This is a genomic window from Brevibacterium atlanticum, from assembly GCF_011617245.1.
In the GTDB taxonomy this organism is placed as follows: Bacteria; Actinomycetota; Actinomycetes; order Actinomycetales; family Brevibacteriaceae; genus Brevibacterium; species Brevibacterium atlanticum.
Genome location: NZ_CP050152.1, coordinates 901,003 through 919,035 on the forward strand (window position 1 = coordinate 901,003; position 18,033 = coordinate 919,035).

The window sequence follows — 18,033 nt, forward strand, 5'->3', positions numbered from 1 at the left end:
CTCAGGCACCGCCTTCGCGGGACCCGGCGTCAGCGGTCTCGGGTCCGAAGACGTCCACGGCGTCGGCATCCCAGCTCAGCTCCACCTCGGTGCCGGCGACGATGGGCTGCGTTCCGGCGGCGGGGACGCGGGCGAGGATCTCGTCGTTGTCGCCGACGACGATCATGTACTGGATGACATCGCCGAGGAACGAGTACGACATCACCGTGCCGCGGGCGGTGTTCGCTGCCGTCGTATCGGCGGTGGCCCTGGCCACCCGCATCCGTTCGGGACGGATGGCCGCGCGCACTCGGTCGCCGACCTCGAGCTGCCGTGGCCGACCGGCCGCGGTCGCCGGTCGGAGATCGAGACTCGGGGCCTCGAGGACGGTGTCGTTGGCGGTGCGCAGCCGCGCGGTGCCGGAGTCGGCGGAGGTCACCTCGGCGGCGATGAAGTTCTGCTTGCCGATGAAGCCGGCGACGAAGCCGTTGTGCGGATTCGCGTAGATGTCCTCGCCGCCGCCGATCTGCTGGATCACGCCGTCGTACATGACGACGATGCGGTCGCTCATCGCCAGCGCCTCATCCTGGTCGTGGGTGACGAAGACGAACGTCGTGTCGAGTTTCGAGTGCAGCCGTTTGAGTTCGAGCTGCATCTCCTCGCGCAGCTTCCGGTCGAGTGCCGACATCGGTTCGTCGAGGAGCAGGACCTGCGGCCGATTGACCAGGGCGCGGGCCAGGGCGATCCGCTGCTGCTGACCGCCGGAGAGCTGCTCGGGTTTGCGGCCGGCGAAGTCCTCCATCTGGACGAGCGCGAGGACCTCGCGGACGCGTTGCGCGATCTCGGGTTTGGGCACCTTCGCCTGTTTGAGGCCGTAGGCGATGTTGTCGGCGATGTTCATGTGCGGGAAGAGCAGGTAGGACTGGAACACCGTGTTGACCGGCCTGCGGTGAGGCGGGAGGGAGACGATGTCCTTGCCTGCGAGCAGGATCGCGCCGTCGGTGGGTGTCTCGAATCCGGCGATCATCCGCAGCAGGGTGGTCTTGCCGCAGCCGGAGGGGCCGAGCAGGGAGAGGAACTCGCCTCTGTGCACGGTGAGGTCGAGGCGCTCGATGGCAGTGTTGTCGCCGAAGACCTTCTTCACGCCTTGGATCTCGAGGTGGTCGAGTCCGGTGGGCGGTGTCGTCTCGGTGGTGGCGGTGGTGGTCATGATGGCCTTTCGGTTGAGGCGGACGAGGCGGCGTGTGGTGGGGCCGGTGGGGACGGCGGCGACGGCGGCGACGGTGGAGACGGGGCGTCGGGTTGGGCAGCGGTCTCGAAGACGATGCGGCCGTCGACGATGGTCAGCGTGTTCGTGATCTCGGCGATCCGGCCGGGCTCGAGGGCGAAGGGATCAGCGCTGGCCAGAGCGAGATCGGCCGGAGCGCCAAGGCGGATTCCGCCGTTGACCTGTGACCGCAGAAGGTGCGCCGAGCCCGAGGTGTAGGCGCGCAGTGCGGTGGTCAGGTCGAGGGCTTCGTCCGGCAGCAGCGGTGCCGTGTCCGCAGCGGCCGGATGCGAACGGTTGACCGCGACGTGGATGGCCTCCCAAGGGTTCGCCGTCGACACCGGCCAGTCCGAGCCCATTGCCAGATGGGCGCCGGTGAGGGCGAAGGAGCCGAAGGGGTAGAGCCAGTCGGAGCGATCGGGTCCGAGAACCGGAATGTTGAGGTCGATCATCTGCTGGTCGAAGCAGGCCCACAGCGCCTGGAGGTTCGCGGTGACCCCGAGTTCGGCGAAACGGGGAACATCAGCGGGGTCGACGACCTGGACGTGGGCGATGTGGTGGCGACGGCCGTCATCCTGGTTCGCACCGATGGCCTCGAACGCGTCGAGCGCGGCCTTCACCGCGGCATCACCGATCGCATGGCAGTGGATGTCGAAGCCGGCGGTGGCGAGGGCGGCGAAGGAGGCTTCGAGGTGGTCGCGGGTGAAGTGGTGCGTCCCGAACCCGCCGCAGGAGCAGGTGTATTCGGCGCTCATCGCGGCCGTCTGTGACTCGACGATTCCGTCGAGCATGAACTTCACCGAGGTGGTGCGGAAGCGCCCGGACGTGCGGCGTCGGTCGCTCAGGCGTGCCACCTCGGCGTCGATGTCCTCGACTCCGCGCGGCCACCACAGGCTGCCGACGACTTCGGAGCGCAGGTCACCGGTCTGCTCCGTGCGGACGTAGGTGTCGAAGGGGTCGCGGTGACCGCCGTAGTCGCCGACGATGGCGTCCATCCAGGCCGTGACGCCGAGGGCATTGAGATACTCCTGACCGGCGAGCAGACCGGCCCGCACTGCCTCCTCATCGGCAGGTGGGACGTGGGCGGAGACGAGGTCGATGGCCCCTTCGTGCAGGCACCCGGTCGGTGCGCCGGCTTCGTCGCGGACGATGATGCCGTCCTCGGGGTCCGGGGTGGAGGCGTCGATTCCGCAGATCGACAGAGCAGCCGTATTCACCCAGGCGGAATGATGGTCGGCGCTGAGCAGGACGGTGGGATGACCGGGGGTGACCTCGTCGAGGATCTGTGCCGTCGGGTTGCCGCCGGGGAAGTCGGCCATCGACCACCCGCCGCCGGTGATCCAGGTGTCGGGCGAATCGGCTGCGGCGGGCGTGGAGTCAGCGGTGTCGGCAGCGAAGCGGCGGATCATGTCCAGGGCATCGGCGAGTCCGTCGGCGCCGCTGATGTCGCAGGCCAAGGACTCCTGACCGCCGAAGGTCGTGTGCACGTGGGCGTCGACGAATCCGGGGGTGAGCAGGCGGCCGGTGGCGGTGATGGTGCGGTCGGCGGGAGACGCTGCGGGACCGGTGCCGATTTCGGTGATGAGGCCCTGACGAATGCTCACACGATTCTCGGGCCGAATCGCGTGCCCGTCGAAGATAGTGACATCGAGGATGTCGAGGTCCACTGGGTCCACTGCTGCCTCCCGACTGCATAGTCGTGACAAGGGGCGGATGCACGGCGTCCGGCCTTGCAGGATGTCATTGTCGGCTCGGAGAGTCGGGACCGCAAGATCCTGTCCTCAGCCGTTGCCGGTTCGTGTCGCTGCGAGTGACCAGGACCAGAATGTGTCCCGCGTCACAGGTCTACCACCTTAACGGAAGTCGCGGCGGTATTCCACCGAATTCGTCGCCGTAGTTCGCCGTGAATGGCGAAAAGTGCAATGCTGATTGCTGACAACGCTGGATCGGTGTCTCATACTGCGATATTCGCAGGCGAGGATTCTCGGGCACGGGTGCAGGCACGTGGTGCGGGAGGTGCGTGACTGGGAGTGTGGCACGGGATGCCCGCGGCACGGAAGGGGCCCCGCGGGAGGGGCCCGCGGGGAGGGGCGTAGGCCGAGGGATTGTTTGGTCGTTCCACTGCGTTTCTGAAGTCGGAATCGCGGTGGATCGACCGATAATCGCGCCTCGACCAGTCACTGACGTGTTGCGTGCGGGTGCTGTGCTGTCCCGTGCCACACGAGGAGGCAGCTATGGAGAACTCCGACAGCAAAGCGGCCCACTCTACGTTGGGCAGCCCCAGTTCGGAACTGGGCGGTTCAACGTAAAGCGGGCCGGTACGTCGGTGGGCGTCGCAGGGAGTCGTTGCCGGGAGGGCGGCTCAGCCGGGGAAAGTCTCCCCGGTGAGCTTCTCGAAAGCCTCGATGTAGCGGGCGCGCGTCTTCTCGACCACCTCGGCGGGCAGGGCCGGCGGCGGAGTGTCCGAGGACTTGTCCCAGCCGGACTCCTTGGTCAGCCAGTCGCGGACGAACTGCTTGTCGAAGCTCTCCTGCGCCCGTCCGGCCGCGTAGCCGTCAGCATCCCAGAACCGTGAGGAATCCGGGGTGAGCACCTCGTCGCCGAGCACGATCGTTCCGTCGGCCAGGGTGCCGAACTCGAACTTCGTGTCGGCGAGGATGATGCCGCGCTCGCGGGCGATGGCCTCGGCGCGCTGATAGATCTCCACCGTCAGATCGCGAAGCTTCTCCGCGGTCTCAGCCCCGATGGTCTCAGCGACGGTCTCGAAGCTGACGTTCTCGTCGTGATCGCCGAGGTCGGCCTTCGTCGCCGGGGTGAAGATCGGCGGTTCGAGCCGGTCGGCCTCGACGAGACCCGCTGGCAGCCGAATGCCGCACACCGATCCGGTGGCCTTGTAGTCGGCCATACCCGATCCCGTGAGGTACCCGCGGGCGACGCATTCGACGGGCAGCATGGTCAGATTCTCGACGATGAGACCGCGACCTCGCACGGCCTCGGGCACATCGGAGCTGATGACGTGGTTGCCGATGACCTCGGCGAGCTGATCGAACCACCACAGGCTCAGGCCTGTGAGCACCTTGCCCTTGTCCGGGATCTCGGAGTCCAGCACCCAGTCGTACGCGGAGATCCGGTCGGAGGCGACCATGAGCAGACGATCCGCCGAGTCGGTGTCGGCAGCGTTGGCGGGAATGTAGAGGTCGCGGACCTTGCCCGAGTACACGTGCGTCCAGCCCGGCAGCTCAGGAGCGTCGGTCTTCAGGCCGGTCGACGGTGGGGTGGAGGCTCCCGCCTCGGGAGCGGGGTAGATGTCGGCGATTTCGATACGGCCGTCGGCGGCCGCCTCGGCGATGTCGGTGCGGTGCTGCTCCCCGTCCCACTTGATCTCATCGACGGCGGCGTAGGCCTTCGCCCGAGCCTCATGCAGATCGGTGCCCAGCGAGACGACGGAGAGCACGCGCCCGCCGGAGGTGACGATGTCACCGGTCTCGGCGATGTCCTTCGTGATCACGGTGTCCTCGGGGGCGAACCCTCCGCTGTGACCGGTCGCGAGCTTCGTGCCCGCGTGCAGAACGCTGATGTCGGGCAGGTTCGCGACGGTGTCGAGGCCGCGGATGATGTCCCCGGTGCTCGGCGTGCCCGGGTAGTTCTCCGCGGCCATGACGACCGTCACCGAGGTGCGCGGATCCCATTCGAGCGAACCCACCTCGTCGAGTCGGCCCTCGGCCGCAGCGAGCATCGTCTGCCCCAGGGGGCTGCGCAGGCGGGCGAGCACGGACTGGGTCTCCGGGTCGCCGAAGCGGACGTTGAACTCGACGACGCGCAGGCCCTTCGATGTCAGCGCCAGCCCGCAGTAGAGGAGTCCGGTGAACGGGGTGCCGCGGCGGGCCATCTCGTCGACGACGGGCTGGGCGACGGTGTCGACGATCTCGTCAACGGTGCCGGCGGGCAGCCACGGCAGCGGCGAGTAGGCGCCCATGCCGCCGGTGTTCGGGCCGGTGTCGCCGTCGCCGATGCGCTTGAAGTCCTGCGCAGGTGCCAGGGGGACCGTGTGCGCGCCGTCGCAGAGCACGAACAGGGAGACCTCGGGGCCGTCGAGGTAGTCCTCGATGACGACCCGGTCGGAGACCTCGAGGCACGAGCTCGCATGCTCCAGCGCCGCCTCGAAGTCGTCGGTGACGACGACGCCCTTGCCGGCGGCCAGACCGTCGGCCTTGACCACGTGCGGAGCGCCGAATTCGCGCAGAGCCGCGGCCGCCTCGTCGGGGGAGTAGGCGACCTGCGCTCGTGCCGTCGGCACGTTCGCGGACTCCATGACCTCCTTGGCGAACGCCTTCGACCCTTCGAGGTGAGCCGCCTCGGCGCTGGGTCCGAAGACCGGGAACGATGCCTCACGCAGGGCATCGGCGACCCCGGCGACGAGCGGAGCCTCCGGCCCGATGACGACGAGGTCGACGTCGAGGGACTCGGCCAACGCGGTCACGGCGGCCGCATCGGAGGCATCGACGGCCTCGGTGTGGGCGATCTGCGCGATCCCGGGATTGCCGGGGGCGGCGATGACGGCGTCGACCTGCGGGTCGCGCGAGAGAGCAAGGACGAGGGCGTGTTCACGGGAGCCCGAACCGATGACAAGAACCTTCACGCCACCAGCCTAAAGGGTCGTAGGCTTGAGTGCGTGACGTTCTCGACTTTCACCCCCGCACAGGCGGCCGAGCTCGCCGTAGTCATCCGTTCCGGGTTCGTCGAATCCCGGCACATTGGATCCGCCGTCGTTCTCGATCCTGACGGTGCGCCGGTGATCCGGTTGGGTGCCCCCGAAGTCCCCGTGTTCACCCGGTCGAGCCTCAAACCGCTGCAGGCGATCGCGGCGATGAGCCTCGGAGCGCAGCTGACGGGTCCCGCCGCGGCCCTGGCCACGGCCTCGCACAAGTCCGAGGCCGGGCACGTCGAGGTGGTGTCGGCCATGCTCGACGCCGCGGACTTGAGGGTCGATGACCTGCAGTGCCCGTCGGTCCACCCGGCCGATGGGGCCTTCCGCCGGGAGCTCCAGGAGCGCCTGCGGGCAGCCGGAGAGACCGAGACGGACCCGCGCTCGCCGCTGTACTTCAACTGCTCCGGCAAACACACCGCCTTCCTCATGGCCGCCCGCGCGATCGGCGCGGACACCGAAACCTACCTCTCGCCCGACCACCCCGTGCAGGCCCGGGTCGCCGAGGTGGTCGACACCTTCGCGTCCGAGACCCCCGCCGCGGTCGGCGTCGACGGCTGCGGGGCTCCCGTATTCGCACTCAGCCTCAAGGGCCTGGCCCGAGCCATCGGGCGCGTGGTGCGGGCGGACAGTGCGGATGCGGGTGAGTGGACTGCGTACGAGGATGAGGCGCGGACACTCATGGACGCAGTCTTCACCGATCCGTGGGCCGTCGAAGGACACGGCCGCCCGAACACCACGGTCATCGAGCGCCTCGGCATCTTCGCCAAGGGCGGGGCCGAGGGAGTCATCGTCATGGCCACGAGATCCGGGTACTCGGTGGCGGTCAAATGCCTCGACGGATCGTCTCGGGCCACCGGGCTCGTCGCGCTCACCCTGCTCGACCGGGCCGGCGCCTTCGACGGTGACCGCGCCTTCGACGGTGACGGTGCGGCCGCCTCGGCGGAAGAGCCGACGGCGACGATCGCAGCGATCACGGACCCGGTCACCGGCGGCACGGATTCCGAGGGGCGGACGAGCGTTGTCGGGCGGCTGGCGCTCGGGGAAGATGTTGCGAGGATCAGCACAAGGGAGAGGGACTGATGGCGATTCGCAGAAGGATCGACCCCGATCAGGGGCGCAGCGCATTGGAGATGTGGGTGGCGCACGGCGCCCTCGACGCCGCCCCGGCCGACCGATCGACGACTGCCACGGCCGTGCGCTTCACCCTCGAAGAGCTCGCTGCCCGTGCCGAAGGCAACAGCGTCGAGGTCCGGGTCCCACCGTTCGGGGTCACCCAGTGCATCGCGGGTCCGCGACACACCCGCGGCACCCCGCCGAACGTCGTCGAGACCTCCGCCGAGGTGTGGCTCGAACTCGTCACCGGACGCACCGACTTCGCCGCCGCACTCGCAGCGGGCCGGATCGATGCCTCGGGAACGCGGGCCGACCTCGGCGACCACCTCCCCCTCTTCACCACGGCAGAACTCGAGGACCGGCGATGAGCGCACAGATCACCCAGACCACCTCCTTCATCGGCGGGAGGCACGTGCCCTCGCTCATCACCTACCCCAACGTCGACCCGGCGACCGGCGGCCACCTCGGCGATGTCTCGCGCGGCGGCGCCGACGAGGTCGATCGTGCGGTCAAGGCCGCGGCGAAGGCGCAGCGGGAATGGCGGAAGTCGAGTCCTGAGCAGCGCTCGCGTCTGCTCGTGGCCACCGCCGCGGTCATCGCCGACCACCGTGACGACCTCGCCCGGCTCGAGTCCGAGGACACCGGCAAACCGCTCACCCAGGCGTATGCGGACGTCGACGTCTGCGCCCGCTACTTCGAGTTCTACGGCCACACCATCGAGTCCTACTACGGTCACGCGATCCCGATGGCCGATGACATGCACGTCTACACCCGGCGCGAACCGTACGGGGTGACCGGGCACATCGTCGCCTGGAACTACCCGCTGCAGCTCATCGGCCGTGCCGCCGCGACCTCCCTGGCCACGGGCAACTGCGCTGTGGCGAAACCCGCCGACGAGACGCCGCGCTCGACCGTCCGCCTGGCCGAGCTCATCCACTCCGTCGGGTTCCCGACCGGCGCGTTCAACGTCGTCACCGGACTCGGCGCCGAGGCGGGTGCGGCATTGGCCGCGCACCCGGGCGTCGCGCATCTCGGCTTCGTCGGGTCCACCCAGACCGGGTCGTCAATCGCTCATGCCGCCGCCGACCGGGTCATTCCCACCGTGCTCGAGCTCGGCGGGAAGTCCGCGAACATCGTCTTTCCCGACGCCGACATCGACGCGGCCGTGCCGTCCCTGCTGCGGTCGATCATCCAGAACGCCGGGCAGACCTGCTCGGCCGGGTCCCGGCTGCTCATCCACCGCGACGTCCACGCCGAGGTCGTCGAGAAGATGGCCGCGGCGATGAACCAGGTGACCATCGGCTACGGCCTCGACGACCCGATGCTCGGGCCGCTGATCTCGGCCAAGCAGCACGACCGAGTGACCGGATTCCTCGCCGAGGTGGGGGCCGGGTCCGGATCTGGCGCCGGGACTGGATCTGGCGCTGCGGCCGGGGAGATCGTCACCGGGGGTACGCGCCCCGACGGTCTGGCCGACGACCTCGCCGCGGGAGCCTTCATCACCCCCACCCTCGTCGACTCGGTCGACCCGCGCTCACGGATCGCTCAGGAGGAGGTCTTCGGCCCCGTCGTCGTGACGATGCCGTTCGGTGACGACGAGGAGGCCGTGGCGCTGGCCAACGGCACCGACTACGGCCTCGTCACCGCCCTGTGGACCAGGGACATCTCCCGCGCCCACCGCCTCGCCGCCGAGGTCGAGGCCGGGCAGATCTTCGTCAACACCTACGGCGCCGGCGGCGGAGTCGAGCTGCCCTTCGGCGGGTTCAAGAAGTCCGGGTACGGGCGCGAGAAGTCCATCGAGGCCCTCGACGAATACACCCAGACGAAGACCGTCGCCATCAAGCTGTGACTGCGCGGCCGGCACTGCGGCTGCGGTGCCGCGGACCTGAGCTGAGGCGACGATGACGTTTTCGGTGCTCGGCCTCGTCCTCATCGCCTCCGTCGCGCACGCCGTGTGGAATCTTGCGGCGAAGTCCGTGTCCGGCAAGGGCTACTCCTTCGTGCTTGCCTACCACGGACTCTCGGCGGTGCTGCTCGCCCCCGTCGCGATCGTCCTCATCGCCACCGGGGATCAGCCGCTGAACTGGGCGCTCGTCGGCGCAGCCGTGCTGAGTGCCGTGTTCCACATCGCCTACTCGGTGTCCCTGCAGGCCGGCTACGACCACGCCCCACTGGGCGTCGTCTACCCGACCGCCCGAGGCACCGGGCCGGTGGTGACGATCATCATCGCCGTGACCTTCCTCGGCGAACGTCCCACCCTCGCCGAGGTGGCCGGTGCCTTCATCGTCATCGCCGGCATCGCGGTGGTCACCGTTCGACCCCGCGCCGGCGGGGAGAGCCCCACGAGCGGTTCCGGACTGCGTCGAGGACTCGCCTGGGGCGGGCTGATCGGGGCGTTCATCGCCTGCTACACGCTGTGGGACGACTTTGCGGTCAACCACATCAGCGACTCCCCGCTGCTCTACTTCGCCGTCTCCGAGGCCTGCGTCGGCCTGCTCATGGCCGCAGGAATCGTGGCGCTGCCGGGAGGTATGACCCGACGAGCGGACTTCCGGACCATACTCACCGACCACAAGCGGGCGCTTGTGACCGTGGCGATCCTCTCACCCGTGGCCTACGTGCTCGTCCTGTTCGCGATGCAGCGGGCGCCGGTGGCACTCGTCGCCCCGGTGCGGGAGACCTCGATCATCATCGGCACCCTGCTGGCCTGGTGGTTCTTCGGGGAGAAGAACATCGCGCTCAAGATCGTCGGAGCCTGCGTCGTCGTCGCTGGCATCGGGCTCATCGCCCTCGGGTGAGAAGGACCCGCACCCGAGAGTCGATGTGCTCGCCGCTCAGCGGCGACGGCCGGGCTGACGCCTGGTCACCCGCACCACCCGGACCGGGCACACAGCATGCGAGAGCACGCCCTGCGAGGTCGAGCCGAGGATCGTCGACACGAAGCCGCCGCGGCCGCGGGAGCCGATGACCACGAGATCAGCGGTATAGGTCGCGGAGACGAGCACCTCGGTGGCGGGGGCATCGAAGATCGAGTACCGTATCTCGAGTTCGGGGAAGTCCGCGCGCAGCGATTCGACGGCAGCGTCGAAGGACTTCGCCGCCTCGTCGTACATCTTCACCAGGTGATCTTCGCTCGGCATCCACTCCGGGGAGAGGATGTGCGTGGCGGTGACCCCGACGAGGCGCAGCGGGGTGCCGTAGATCGCCGCCTGCGCGGCGGCGGCACGGAGCACCGGAGTGTCGGTCTCGAACGGGTCGACGGCGGCGACGATCTCACCGGAGAAGTCGGGACGGTCCGACTCGGCGGTCTGGGCCCCGCTCGCGCGCACTGGCACATCGATCGGCAGCGGAGCATCGGGCATCACCCGGGTCGGCCAGGTGCTCGGGATGACGACGGTCGGGCAGTGGGAGTGGGCGGGCATGGCCAGGGCGACGGATCCCAGCAGGCGACCGGCGAATCCGCCGCGTCCGCGGGCACCGACGACGGCGAGATCGGCGCTCTTCGAATGTTCGACCATCACCCCCGAGGCATCCCCGGGAACGATCGTGGTCGACACGGGAACCCCGGCTTCCGTCACCGAGGCGGCGGCCGCCTCGGCGGTGTCTTCGATGGTCTTCTTCACCGCGGCGTCGAAATCGGCGGGGTAGACGATGTCGGCCTGACTCATATTGACCCCGGGGACGGTGTACGCGGAGATCAGGCGGATCTGGGAGTCGGTCTTCTGCGCGTGGGAGATCGCCCACTTCAGGGCGCATTGGGCGTTGTCGGAGCCGTCGATGCCGACGATGATCGTGTGGGACATGTCAGAACCTCTGTCTGCTGGACCGGTCAACTGGTGTGTCCAGTTTATGGGAACCGACGTGAGACTGCCTGGGAGGAGGCTCAGGCTGACTCGACTAGACTGTTCGCGACCTGTTCTGCCGGGAACCCACCCGGTGTCCCATCGGCCGTGAGCGGCCCCGTGTCCAAGGAGATCATGAAGGACCAGATCGACGTCGCCGTCCGCCGCAGCCCCAAGTACTCGGTGTTCATGGGCATCGGTGCGGTGCTCGGCGTAATCGCCTCCGGCGTCCTCGCGCTCTTCGTCGACCCGGCTGTGATGCCGACCGGATACACGGTGTCCAAGGGGCTCGGTCTCATGCTGCTCGTGCTCGGCACGGTCGGACTGTTCCTCGGCGGACTTCTCGCTCTCATCCTCGACTGGGCGGGCAGGAAGCGGGCCAGGGAGTATCGGGTGGATGCGCAGATCGACATGGTCGACGATCCGAAGGAGATCGCCCGCAGGCGGCTGGCCGAAGCGCGCGGGGAGGACCCGGACGCGGGCGTCGATGGGGCGGCCGCGGACGAGACTCCCCAGCCCGGTGACATAAAGCGCGATGCCGACAGGGGTGGCACCGCCGGCTGACTCCGATTCCACAGTCTGAGCGCGGTGGCGAAGCGGCTCATCGGGTATGAGACAATTTCCATCGTGGCAAGAGGAGACGGGCAGCTGACGCACGAAATCGACCCCCAGGACCGCGGACCGCAGGATGAATGCGGTGTGTTCGGAGTCTGGGCACCCGGCGAAGAAGTCGCCAAACTCACCTACTTCGGGCTCTACGCTCTGCAGCACCGGGGACAGGAGTCCGCAGGCATCGCTGCCAGCAACGGCAGGCAGATCCTCATCTACCGCGATATGGGCCTGGTCTCCCAGGTGTTCCACGAACGCGATCTCGAACTCCTGCAGGGCCACATCGCCGTCGGGCACACCCGGTATTCGACGACGGGTTCGCCGTCGTTCGAAAACGCTCAGCCCACGCTCGGACCGACTCCGTTCGGCACCGTGGCGCTGGCCCACAACGGCAACCTCACGAACTTCGACGAACTCGAGACCATGGCCGACGGTCGCCGTGACCACGCGACGAAGGTCGTCGAGGAGGCCACGAAGAAGACCTCCCGCACCCGGCCCTTCCGCGACTCCTCGAACGACACCTCGCTGGTCACCGAACTCTTCGCCACCGAGGAGGGAGAAGACCTCACCGAGGCGGCACTGAGTCTGCTGCCCCACGTCGACGGTGCGTTCTCGCTGGTGTACATGGACGAGAACACGCTCTACGCCGCCCGTGACCGGCACGGGGTCCGCCCCCTGTCGCTGGGCCGGTTGGAGAACGGCTGGGTCGTGGCCTCGGAGACCGCGGCACTCGACATCGTCGGGGCGAAGTTCGTCCGCGACGTCGAACCCGGTGAGCTCATCGCCATCGACGAAGACGGGCTGCGCTCCCACCGTTTCGCCGAACCGTCTCAGGCCCGCTGCGTCTTCGAATACGTCTACCTCGCCCGACCCGACAGCATGCTCGCCGGCAAGAACGTCCACGCCGCCCGCACCCAGATGGGACGACAACTGGCCGAGGAGTACCCGGTCGATGCCGACCTCGTCATCGCCACCCCCGAATCGGGAACCCCTGCCGCCGTCGGATACGCCGAAGCCTCGGGCATTCCCTTCGGCCAGGGACTGATGAAGAACGCCTACGTGGGACGGACCTTCATCCAGCCCTCGCAGACCCTGCGGCAGCTGGGCATCCGACTCAAGCTCAACCCGCTGCGGGAGAACATCGAAGGCAAACGCCTCGTCGTCGTCGACGATTCGATCGTGCGCGGCAATACCCAGCGGGCGCTCGTGGCCATGCTGCGGGAAGCCGGGGCGAAGGAGATCCACGTCCGCATCTCCTCCCCGCCGGTGAAGTGGCCGTGCTTCTACGGCATCGACTTCGCTACCCGGGCTGAGCTCATCGCCAACGGACTGACGACGAACGAGATCTGCGACAACCTCGGCGCGGATTCCCTCGGTTACATTTCGCTGGACGGCATGATCGCCGCCACCCAGCAGGAGCGCAGCCAGCTGTGCACCGCCTGCTTCTCGGGTGACTACCCGATTCCCGTCAACAACACCCCCGCCGACAAAGGATGCTGAGTTGAGTTCCGACGCGAACCCGAAGTCCACCACCTATGCCGCCGCAGGCGTCGACGTCGAGGCCGGTGATCGCGCCGTCGAACTCATGAAAGCCGCTGTCTCTGCGACCCACAACTCCTCGGTGATCGGCGGGATGGGCGGATTCGCCGGGCTCTTCGATGTCTCAGTGCTCAAGGACTACGACCGTCCGCTGCTGGCGACGTCGACCGACGGGGTGGGGACGAAGGTCGCCATCGCGCAGGCCCTCGACAAGCACGACACCATCGGCTACGACCTGGTCGGCATGGTCGTCGACGACATCATCGTCTGCGGTGCCCGGCCCCTGTTCATGACCGACTACATCGCATGCGGCAAGGTCGTGGCCGAACGCATCGCCGACATCGTGCGCGGTATCGCCGATGCCTGCGCCTCGGCCGGTGTGGCTCTCGTCGGCGGGGAGACCGCGGAACATCCGGGTCTGCTCGGTGTCGACGACTACGATGTCGCCGGTGCTGCCACCGGTGTCGTCGAGGCTTCCCAGCTGCTCGGACCCGAGAAGGTGCGTGCCGGTGACGTCCTCATCGGTCTGCCCTCGTCGGGGATCCACTCCAACGGCTACTCCCTCGTCCGCCACATCATCGCCGAGGCGGGATGGGGTCTGGACCGGCAGGTCGAGGAGTTCGGCCGCACCCTCGGTGAGGAGCTGCTCGTTCCCACCCACGTCTATACCGGCGAGCTCGCCGCACTCTTCGATGCCCTGCCCGAGGCTGTGCATTCGGTCTCGCACGTCACCGGCGGGGGACTCTCGGCGAATGTGGCCCGCGTGCTCCCGCAGGGCCTGGTCGCGCAGATGTCGCGGGCCTCGTGGACGGTGCCCGCGGTGTTCTCCGTGCTCGGTGACCTCGGCGGAGTACCGCAGGCCGACCGGGAACGCACATGGAACCTCGGCGTCGGCATGGTCCTCGTCGTCGATCCGTCCGCGGTCGACGGTGTGCTGGCCGCGAGCCCCGGAGCCTGGGTGCTCGGTGACGTCGCCGCCGACGACGGTGCCCTGGCGACCGATCCCTACTATGTACAGGGCGCCAAGGGCGTCGACGGCGGCGCCGCGATCCTGCAGTAGGACGCTGCGGCCGGCCGTACAGCCCGACTGGGTAAGCCCGTCTGCACGGAGCATCCATCACCGTTTCCGACATACCCTCGTGGTCCTGCACGGGGGTGCGCTGCTGTCGGTAGGGAGAGCGCCGGACCGGAGGAACTGCCGGCAGCGGTGCGGGGTGCTTCCGCGCGGGCGCGACTGAGGGCGGGGACCGAAGTCCCCGCCCTCGCATCAGTCGGTTCAGCCGTGTGTGGCTGCTACGCGCTCACTTCTCGTCGTACTCGTCATCATCGTCGACGTTGTACTTGTCGGCGTAGTCGGAGTAATCGGGTTCATCGTCATACGGATCCGACGGTCCGGAGTGGCGCGAGTCGGCGCCCAGCTCCTCCTGGAGTCGATTAAGGTCGGTATCCGGGCTGTAGTATTTCAGCTTCCGAGCTACCTTGATCTGCTTTGCCTTTGCGCGGCCGCGACCCACTGGCGTGACCCCCTCCGTCGTCATGTGGGGCAGATGGCCCCGGACTAGATCTCTGCTATGCGCTTAAATCCTACCTGTTCGTACTGTGAAGTTCCATTTTGCGGGCGGACCTTGGATAGGCTGATCCCATGGCCTACCGTCGCGATTACGTCGTCACCCTGCGGATCTTCGAACCTCTTGTGGTGCATTCCGAATTGCAAGACAGGCAGGTGGAAGACAATCGTTCGCGGGTCGAGGAGCAGATCTCTCAGGACGCCGACAAGCGCTTGATCTCTCTGCCTCCGAGCCCCGTGGCCGACTCGTTCCGGCGGACTCCGATCTTCCTTCCGGCGTCTCAGACAGCGGACGGTGTCGACCGTTTCTGCCCTGCTCAGGAGGACATCCGCGGCTGGGAGGCGCTCGAATCGCTGACCGAGCACACCTCGAAGGCGACCCTGGACATCATCGCTCCGAAGTCCGCCCGCCGGCGTGCGGCCAGTCGTCGCGCCGAGTGGCAGCAGGACGCGAAGGACACCCGGATCTTCACCCGCGTCTCGGCCTGGGACGTGCCGCCGGCCTGGTGGCTGTTCTTCTCCCTGTCGGAGGATCAGATCATCACCGACGAGACCGACGCCGGTCTGCGCGTGCTCATCCGCACCGACATCCTCGCCGCCTCGGCGCGGATGGAGTGGGCCGCGGAGACGGTCGCGGACAATTCGAAGGTCGTCGACATGGTCGAGCAGACTTCGGCCCTGGCCGAATGGATCGACACGTTCGACATGAACGCGATCCTCGAACTCGACCTCGGCGGAATGTCGGATGTGCTGTGGCCGAACGAGGCTCCCGAACTCGTCGACTCGTGGGTGACGGCGCTGAGCAACGACGATCATGAGTCCGCGGTCGCCGCCTTCCAGAAGTACGCGGCGGCGTGGGAGCAGCTCAACCTCTACGCCCGCAGCTCCTGACCCTTATTGCTACCTGACGGCGGCCCAGCAACCTCGCGCGAGGTTGCTGGGCCGCCGTCAGGTAGCAATAAGGGCGGATACTATTGTCTGCGAACGAATCCGCACCCGAGAGGATGAGCTGCGTAAGCGTATGGAAGAGCACAAGCGCCGTCTCCTGACGAACCAGGACCCCGACGCCCACGGCACCGAGCCGACTGCGCGGCCGAAGCCACGCACGCGGGTGCGACCGCTGTCGAAGGTCGGCATCGGCTGGCGGCTCGCGATCACCGCGCTCGCCTTCGTCATCCTCACCTGCGGGCAGTTCCTCAACACCAACGACTTCTTCCCGCTCGGCTCCCTCACCCAGTACGCGACCGCCAAGGACCTCAACGGCACTGTCGGCTCGACGTGCATCGCCGCCCAGTTCCCCGGCGAGGACGAACCGCGCCGGCTCGGGTTCAACACGGCCACCGTCGGCATCGAACGCGGCGACGTCGAATCCCAGCTCGACCGCGTCATCGCCCACCCCGAACTCATGCAGTCCATGGCCGACTCGTACGTGCGGCTGCACCCGGACGAGCCGAAACCTGAGACGATGATCCTCTGCCGCACCACCACTCAACTGAAGAACGGCATCAGCGTCGGCGAACCCGAAGAGTCGACCCTGGCGACCTGGGAGGTGCGATGAGGCGCACCCCGACACTGACGACGACCCCCGCCGAGGCGGCCCCCACCAACGCGTTCCTGCGCTGGTTCCTCCCCGAGCTCCCCTTGGCCAGGGTGGCCGTGTTCCGCGTCTTCATCTACCTCTTCATCATCATCGATGTGCTCACCATCTCCGGTGACGTCATCGCCCACGGCTGGACGCCGGAGTTCTACCAGCCGCTGTGGCTGGCTCGGTTCCTCCACATCCCCGCCGTCAGCGTCCTCGGCGCCCAGCTCCTGCTCACCGCCATCATCGTCTTCTCCCTGCTCGCGGCCGCCGGCATCCTCCAACGCATCAGCGGCTGGGCAGTGGCGATCACCTTCGGGCTGTGGATGTTCTACACGCAGGGCTACGGCTACGTCGCTCACGACCATATGGCCCTCGTCATCGCCGCCCTCGTCCTGCCGACGGTCGGTGTCGCGCGGTTCCGGGACGTCGGCACCGCCTCGGCGAAGGCCGGATGGGCCCTGCGCGTCGTGCAGATCGCGGTCGTCCTCACCTACTTCTACTCGGCGGTGATGAAGTGGATCGCCTCGGGCAACATCGCCGAGTGGGGAAACGGGGCCGTCATCATCTGGGCGCTCATGCGCCGCGGGGCCGAATGGTCGAAGCCGTTCCTCGAGATGCCCGGCTTCCTCATCGCCGGGCAGTGGGCGACGCTGGCCTTCGAGTTCCTCTCACCGCTCGCCCTGCTCGCGAAGGGCAAGTGGCTCTACGGGGTCGTTGCGTTCTTCTGCGTCTTCCACCTGCTCACCTACCTGGCGCTGGGCATCCACTTCCTGCCGACGGTCATCTGCTGGGCGGCGTTCCTGCCGCTCGAGAAGCTGGTGCCAGGTCGGTTCACCAGCACCGGCACTGCCAGAGCCCAGTCTTAATCCGCGGCATCATCGACCCGACTGAGCGCGCCGATCACCGCGCGCACCGCGACGCGTTCGGCAGTATCCGGGCGCATCACCGCAACGATCCAGCGCGTCGTGCTCACACCCGTCAGCGGGACGAGTGAGAGCCCGGCATCACGCGGCGTCGTGAACCGGGGGAGGAGTGCGACCTGGTCCGAGGAGGCGACGATCGCCTCGATGAGCCGGTTGTCCCGGATGCGCTGGACGACGTCGAGGTCGTGACCGGTGAGGTGCTCGATCGAGGTGAGGATCGTGTCGAACGGATACCCGCGGGGCACTCCCACCCAGCGACAGCCGACGACATCGTCCGGGGTCAGCGTGGTGCGATCGGCGAGCGGATGATCGCTCGCGAGGGCGACGTCGATGGGTTCGCGGGCGAGTGGAACGACGGTGAGCCCATCGGTGCCGATCGGGCGTTCGGCGACGAGACTGTGCGCGACGACGATGTCGACATCCCGGGTCAGCCCCGCGAATTCGTGTTCGGCGAGGTCGACATCGTCCATGCGCAGGTCGATCGCGGGATGGTCCTCCCGCAGCCGGCGCAGCGCATCGGGCAGCAGGTGGGTGAGCGCGCTCGGCAGCCCGGTCAGGGTGATCTCACCGACGGCCTCGCCGAGGTGGCCCTCCCACTGCGCCTGCACCCGGGCGAGCGTACTGGCCACGTCCCTACCGCCGCTTGCGAGCAGCCGTCCCGCTGCGGTGAGCGTGAGTCCGCGTCCGGCGGGTTCGACGAGGGCGTGGCCGATCTCGCGCCCGGCCTGTCGCAGCTGCTGAGATACGGCCGAGGGGGAGCGGTGGGTGACATCGGCGACGGCGGTGACGCTGCCGTATTCGTCGAACAGGTGCAGCAGTTCGAGATGTCTGGGATCGATGACCATGAAGCCATGCTACAGAGTCGGTGAAGTACTCTGCGATTGTGCTTCATGAACACGGC

General features: G+C 67.9%; 16 protein-coding genes. 10 read left to right on the forward strand and 6 right to left on the reverse strand.

Annotated features, from left to right (window positions below):
- Position 1: 1 nt before the first annotated feature.
- From GUY23_RS03820 to purD, 3 genes are all read right to left on the reverse strand, one after another.
- A complete protein-coding gene (locus GUY23_RS03820) occupies positions 2-1,189 on the reverse strand; it encodes an ABC transporter ATP-binding protein (RefSeq protein ID WP_166969879.1) in 1,188 nt (395 codons plus the stop codon).
- Positions 1,186-2,922: an amidohydrolase gene (locus GUY23_RS03825; protein WP_266096809.1), complete on the reverse strand. Its 1,737-nt coding sequence runs from the start codon at positions 2,920-2,922 to the stop codon at positions 1,186-1,188. The genes GUY23_RS03820 and GUY23_RS03825 overlap by 4 nt, the downstream gene beginning before the upstream one ends.
- A gap of 686 nt (positions 2,923-3,608) precedes the next feature.
- Positions 3,609-5,885: a phosphoribosylamine--glycine ligase gene (gene purD / locus GUY23_RS03830; protein WP_166969881.1), complete on the reverse strand. Its 2,277-nt coding sequence runs from the start codon at positions 5,883-5,885 to the stop codon at positions 3,609-3,611.
- Positions 5,886-5,918: 33 nt separating this feature from the next.
- Here purD and GUY23_RS03835 point away from each other — a divergent pair, with 33 nt between their 5' ends.
- The 4 genes from GUY23_RS03835 to GUY23_RS03850 are packed head-to-tail and all read left to right on the forward strand — an operon-like array spanning position 5,919 to position 9,865.
- Entirely contained in the window at positions 5,919-7,034 is a 1,116-nt protein-coding gene (locus tag GUY23_RS03835) for an asparaginase (RefSeq protein ID WP_166969883.1), read from the forward strand.
- Complete coding sequence (locus GUY23_RS03840) at positions 7,034-7,435, forward strand: sterol carrier family protein (protein WP_166969885.1); 402 nt, start codon at positions 7,034-7,036, stop codon at positions 7,433-7,435. Before GUY23_RS03835 ends, GUY23_RS03840 begins: the two co-directional genes overlap by 1 nt.
- Positions 7,432-8,916, forward strand: coding sequence for an aldehyde dehydrogenase family protein (locus GUY23_RS03845; protein WP_166969887.1), 1,485 nt, complete (start codon positions 7,432-7,434; stop codon positions 8,914-8,916). The genes GUY23_RS03840 and GUY23_RS03845 overlap by 4 nt, the downstream gene beginning before the upstream one ends.
- A gap of 52 nt (positions 8,917-8,968) precedes the next feature.
- On the forward strand, positions 8,969-9,865 hold the full coding sequence (locus GUY23_RS03850) for a DMT family transporter (protein ID WP_166969889.1): 897 nt from the start codon (positions 8,969-8,971) through the stop codon (positions 9,863-9,865).
- A 36-nt stretch (positions 9,866-9,901) separates the two neighbouring features.
- On the opposite strand, the gene GUY23_RS03855 is transcribed toward GUY23_RS03850, so the two are convergent.
- Positions 9,902-10,870 carry a universal stress protein gene (locus tag GUY23_RS03855; RefSeq protein ID WP_166969891.1) on the reverse strand — a complete coding sequence of 323 codons (969 nt, stop codon included), beginning with the start codon at positions 10,868-10,870 and terminating at the stop codon, positions 9,902-9,904.
- Positions 10,871-11,044: 174 nt separating this feature from the next.
- On the opposite strand from GUY23_RS03855, the gene GUY23_RS03860 reads away from it, so the two are divergent.
- Genes GUY23_RS03860 through purM form a run of 3 tightly spaced genes read left to right on the forward strand, consistent with a single transcriptional unit; the run spans position 11,045 to position 14,117 of the window.
- Positions 11,045-11,473 (forward strand): hypothetical protein, encoded by a 429-nt coding sequence (locus GUY23_RS03860; protein WP_208085464.1) that lies wholly within the window; start codon positions 11,045-11,047, stop codon positions 11,471-11,473.
- A 60-nt stretch (positions 11,474-11,533) separates the two neighbouring features.
- The gene (purF, locus tag GUY23_RS03865) at positions 11,534-13,018 is read left to right on the forward strand and encodes an amidophosphoribosyltransferase (protein ID WP_228282823.1); all 1,485 of its coding nucleotides are present in this window, start codon (positions 11,534-11,536) and stop codon (positions 13,016-13,018) included.
- Position 13,019: 1 nt separating this feature from the next.
- Positions 13,020-14,117, forward strand: coding sequence for a phosphoribosylformylglycinamidine cyclo-ligase (gene purM, locus GUY23_RS03870; protein WP_166969895.1), 1,098 nt, complete (start codon positions 13,020-13,022; stop codon positions 14,115-14,117).
- Positions 14,118-14,358: 241 nt separating this feature from the next.
- On the opposite strand, the gene GUY23_RS03875 is transcribed toward purM, so the two are convergent.
- Entirely contained in the window at positions 14,359-14,571 is a 213-nt protein-coding gene (locus GUY23_RS03875; protein ID WP_166975573.1) for a DUF3073 domain-containing protein, read from the reverse strand.
- 128 nt (positions 14,572-14,699) lie between these two features.
- Between GUY23_RS03875 and GUY23_RS03880 the strand changes: the two genes are divergently transcribed.
- The 3 genes from GUY23_RS03880 to GUY23_RS03890 all read left to right on the forward strand — a co-directional run bounded on the left by GUY23_RS03880 (position 14,700) and on the right by GUY23_RS03890 (position 17,075).
- Positions 14,700-15,515, forward strand: a complete 816-nt coding sequence (locus GUY23_RS03880; protein ID WP_166969897.1) for a hypothetical protein — start codon at positions 14,700-14,702, stop codon at positions 15,513-15,515.
- Positions 15,516-15,645: 130 nt separating this feature from the next.
- A complete protein-coding gene (locus GUY23_RS03885) occupies positions 15,646-16,182 on the forward strand; it encodes a hypothetical protein (protein ID WP_166969899.1) in 537 nt (178 codons plus the stop codon).
- Positions 16,179-17,075: a hypothetical protein gene (locus GUY23_RS03890; protein WP_228282726.1), complete on the forward strand. Its 897-nt coding sequence runs from the start codon at positions 16,179-16,181 to the stop codon at positions 17,073-17,075. Before GUY23_RS03885 ends, GUY23_RS03890 begins: the two co-directional genes overlap by 4 nt.
- Here GUY23_RS03890 and GUY23_RS03895 read toward each other — a convergent pair.
- Positions 17,072-17,977: a LysR family transcriptional regulator gene (locus tag GUY23_RS03895; protein WP_228282727.1), complete on the reverse strand. Its 906-nt coding sequence runs from the start codon at positions 17,975-17,977 to the stop codon at positions 17,072-17,074. The two genes, GUY23_RS03890 and GUY23_RS03895, sit on opposite strands and share 4 nt — an antisense overlap.
- Positions 17,978-18,033 lie beyond the last annotated feature (56 nt).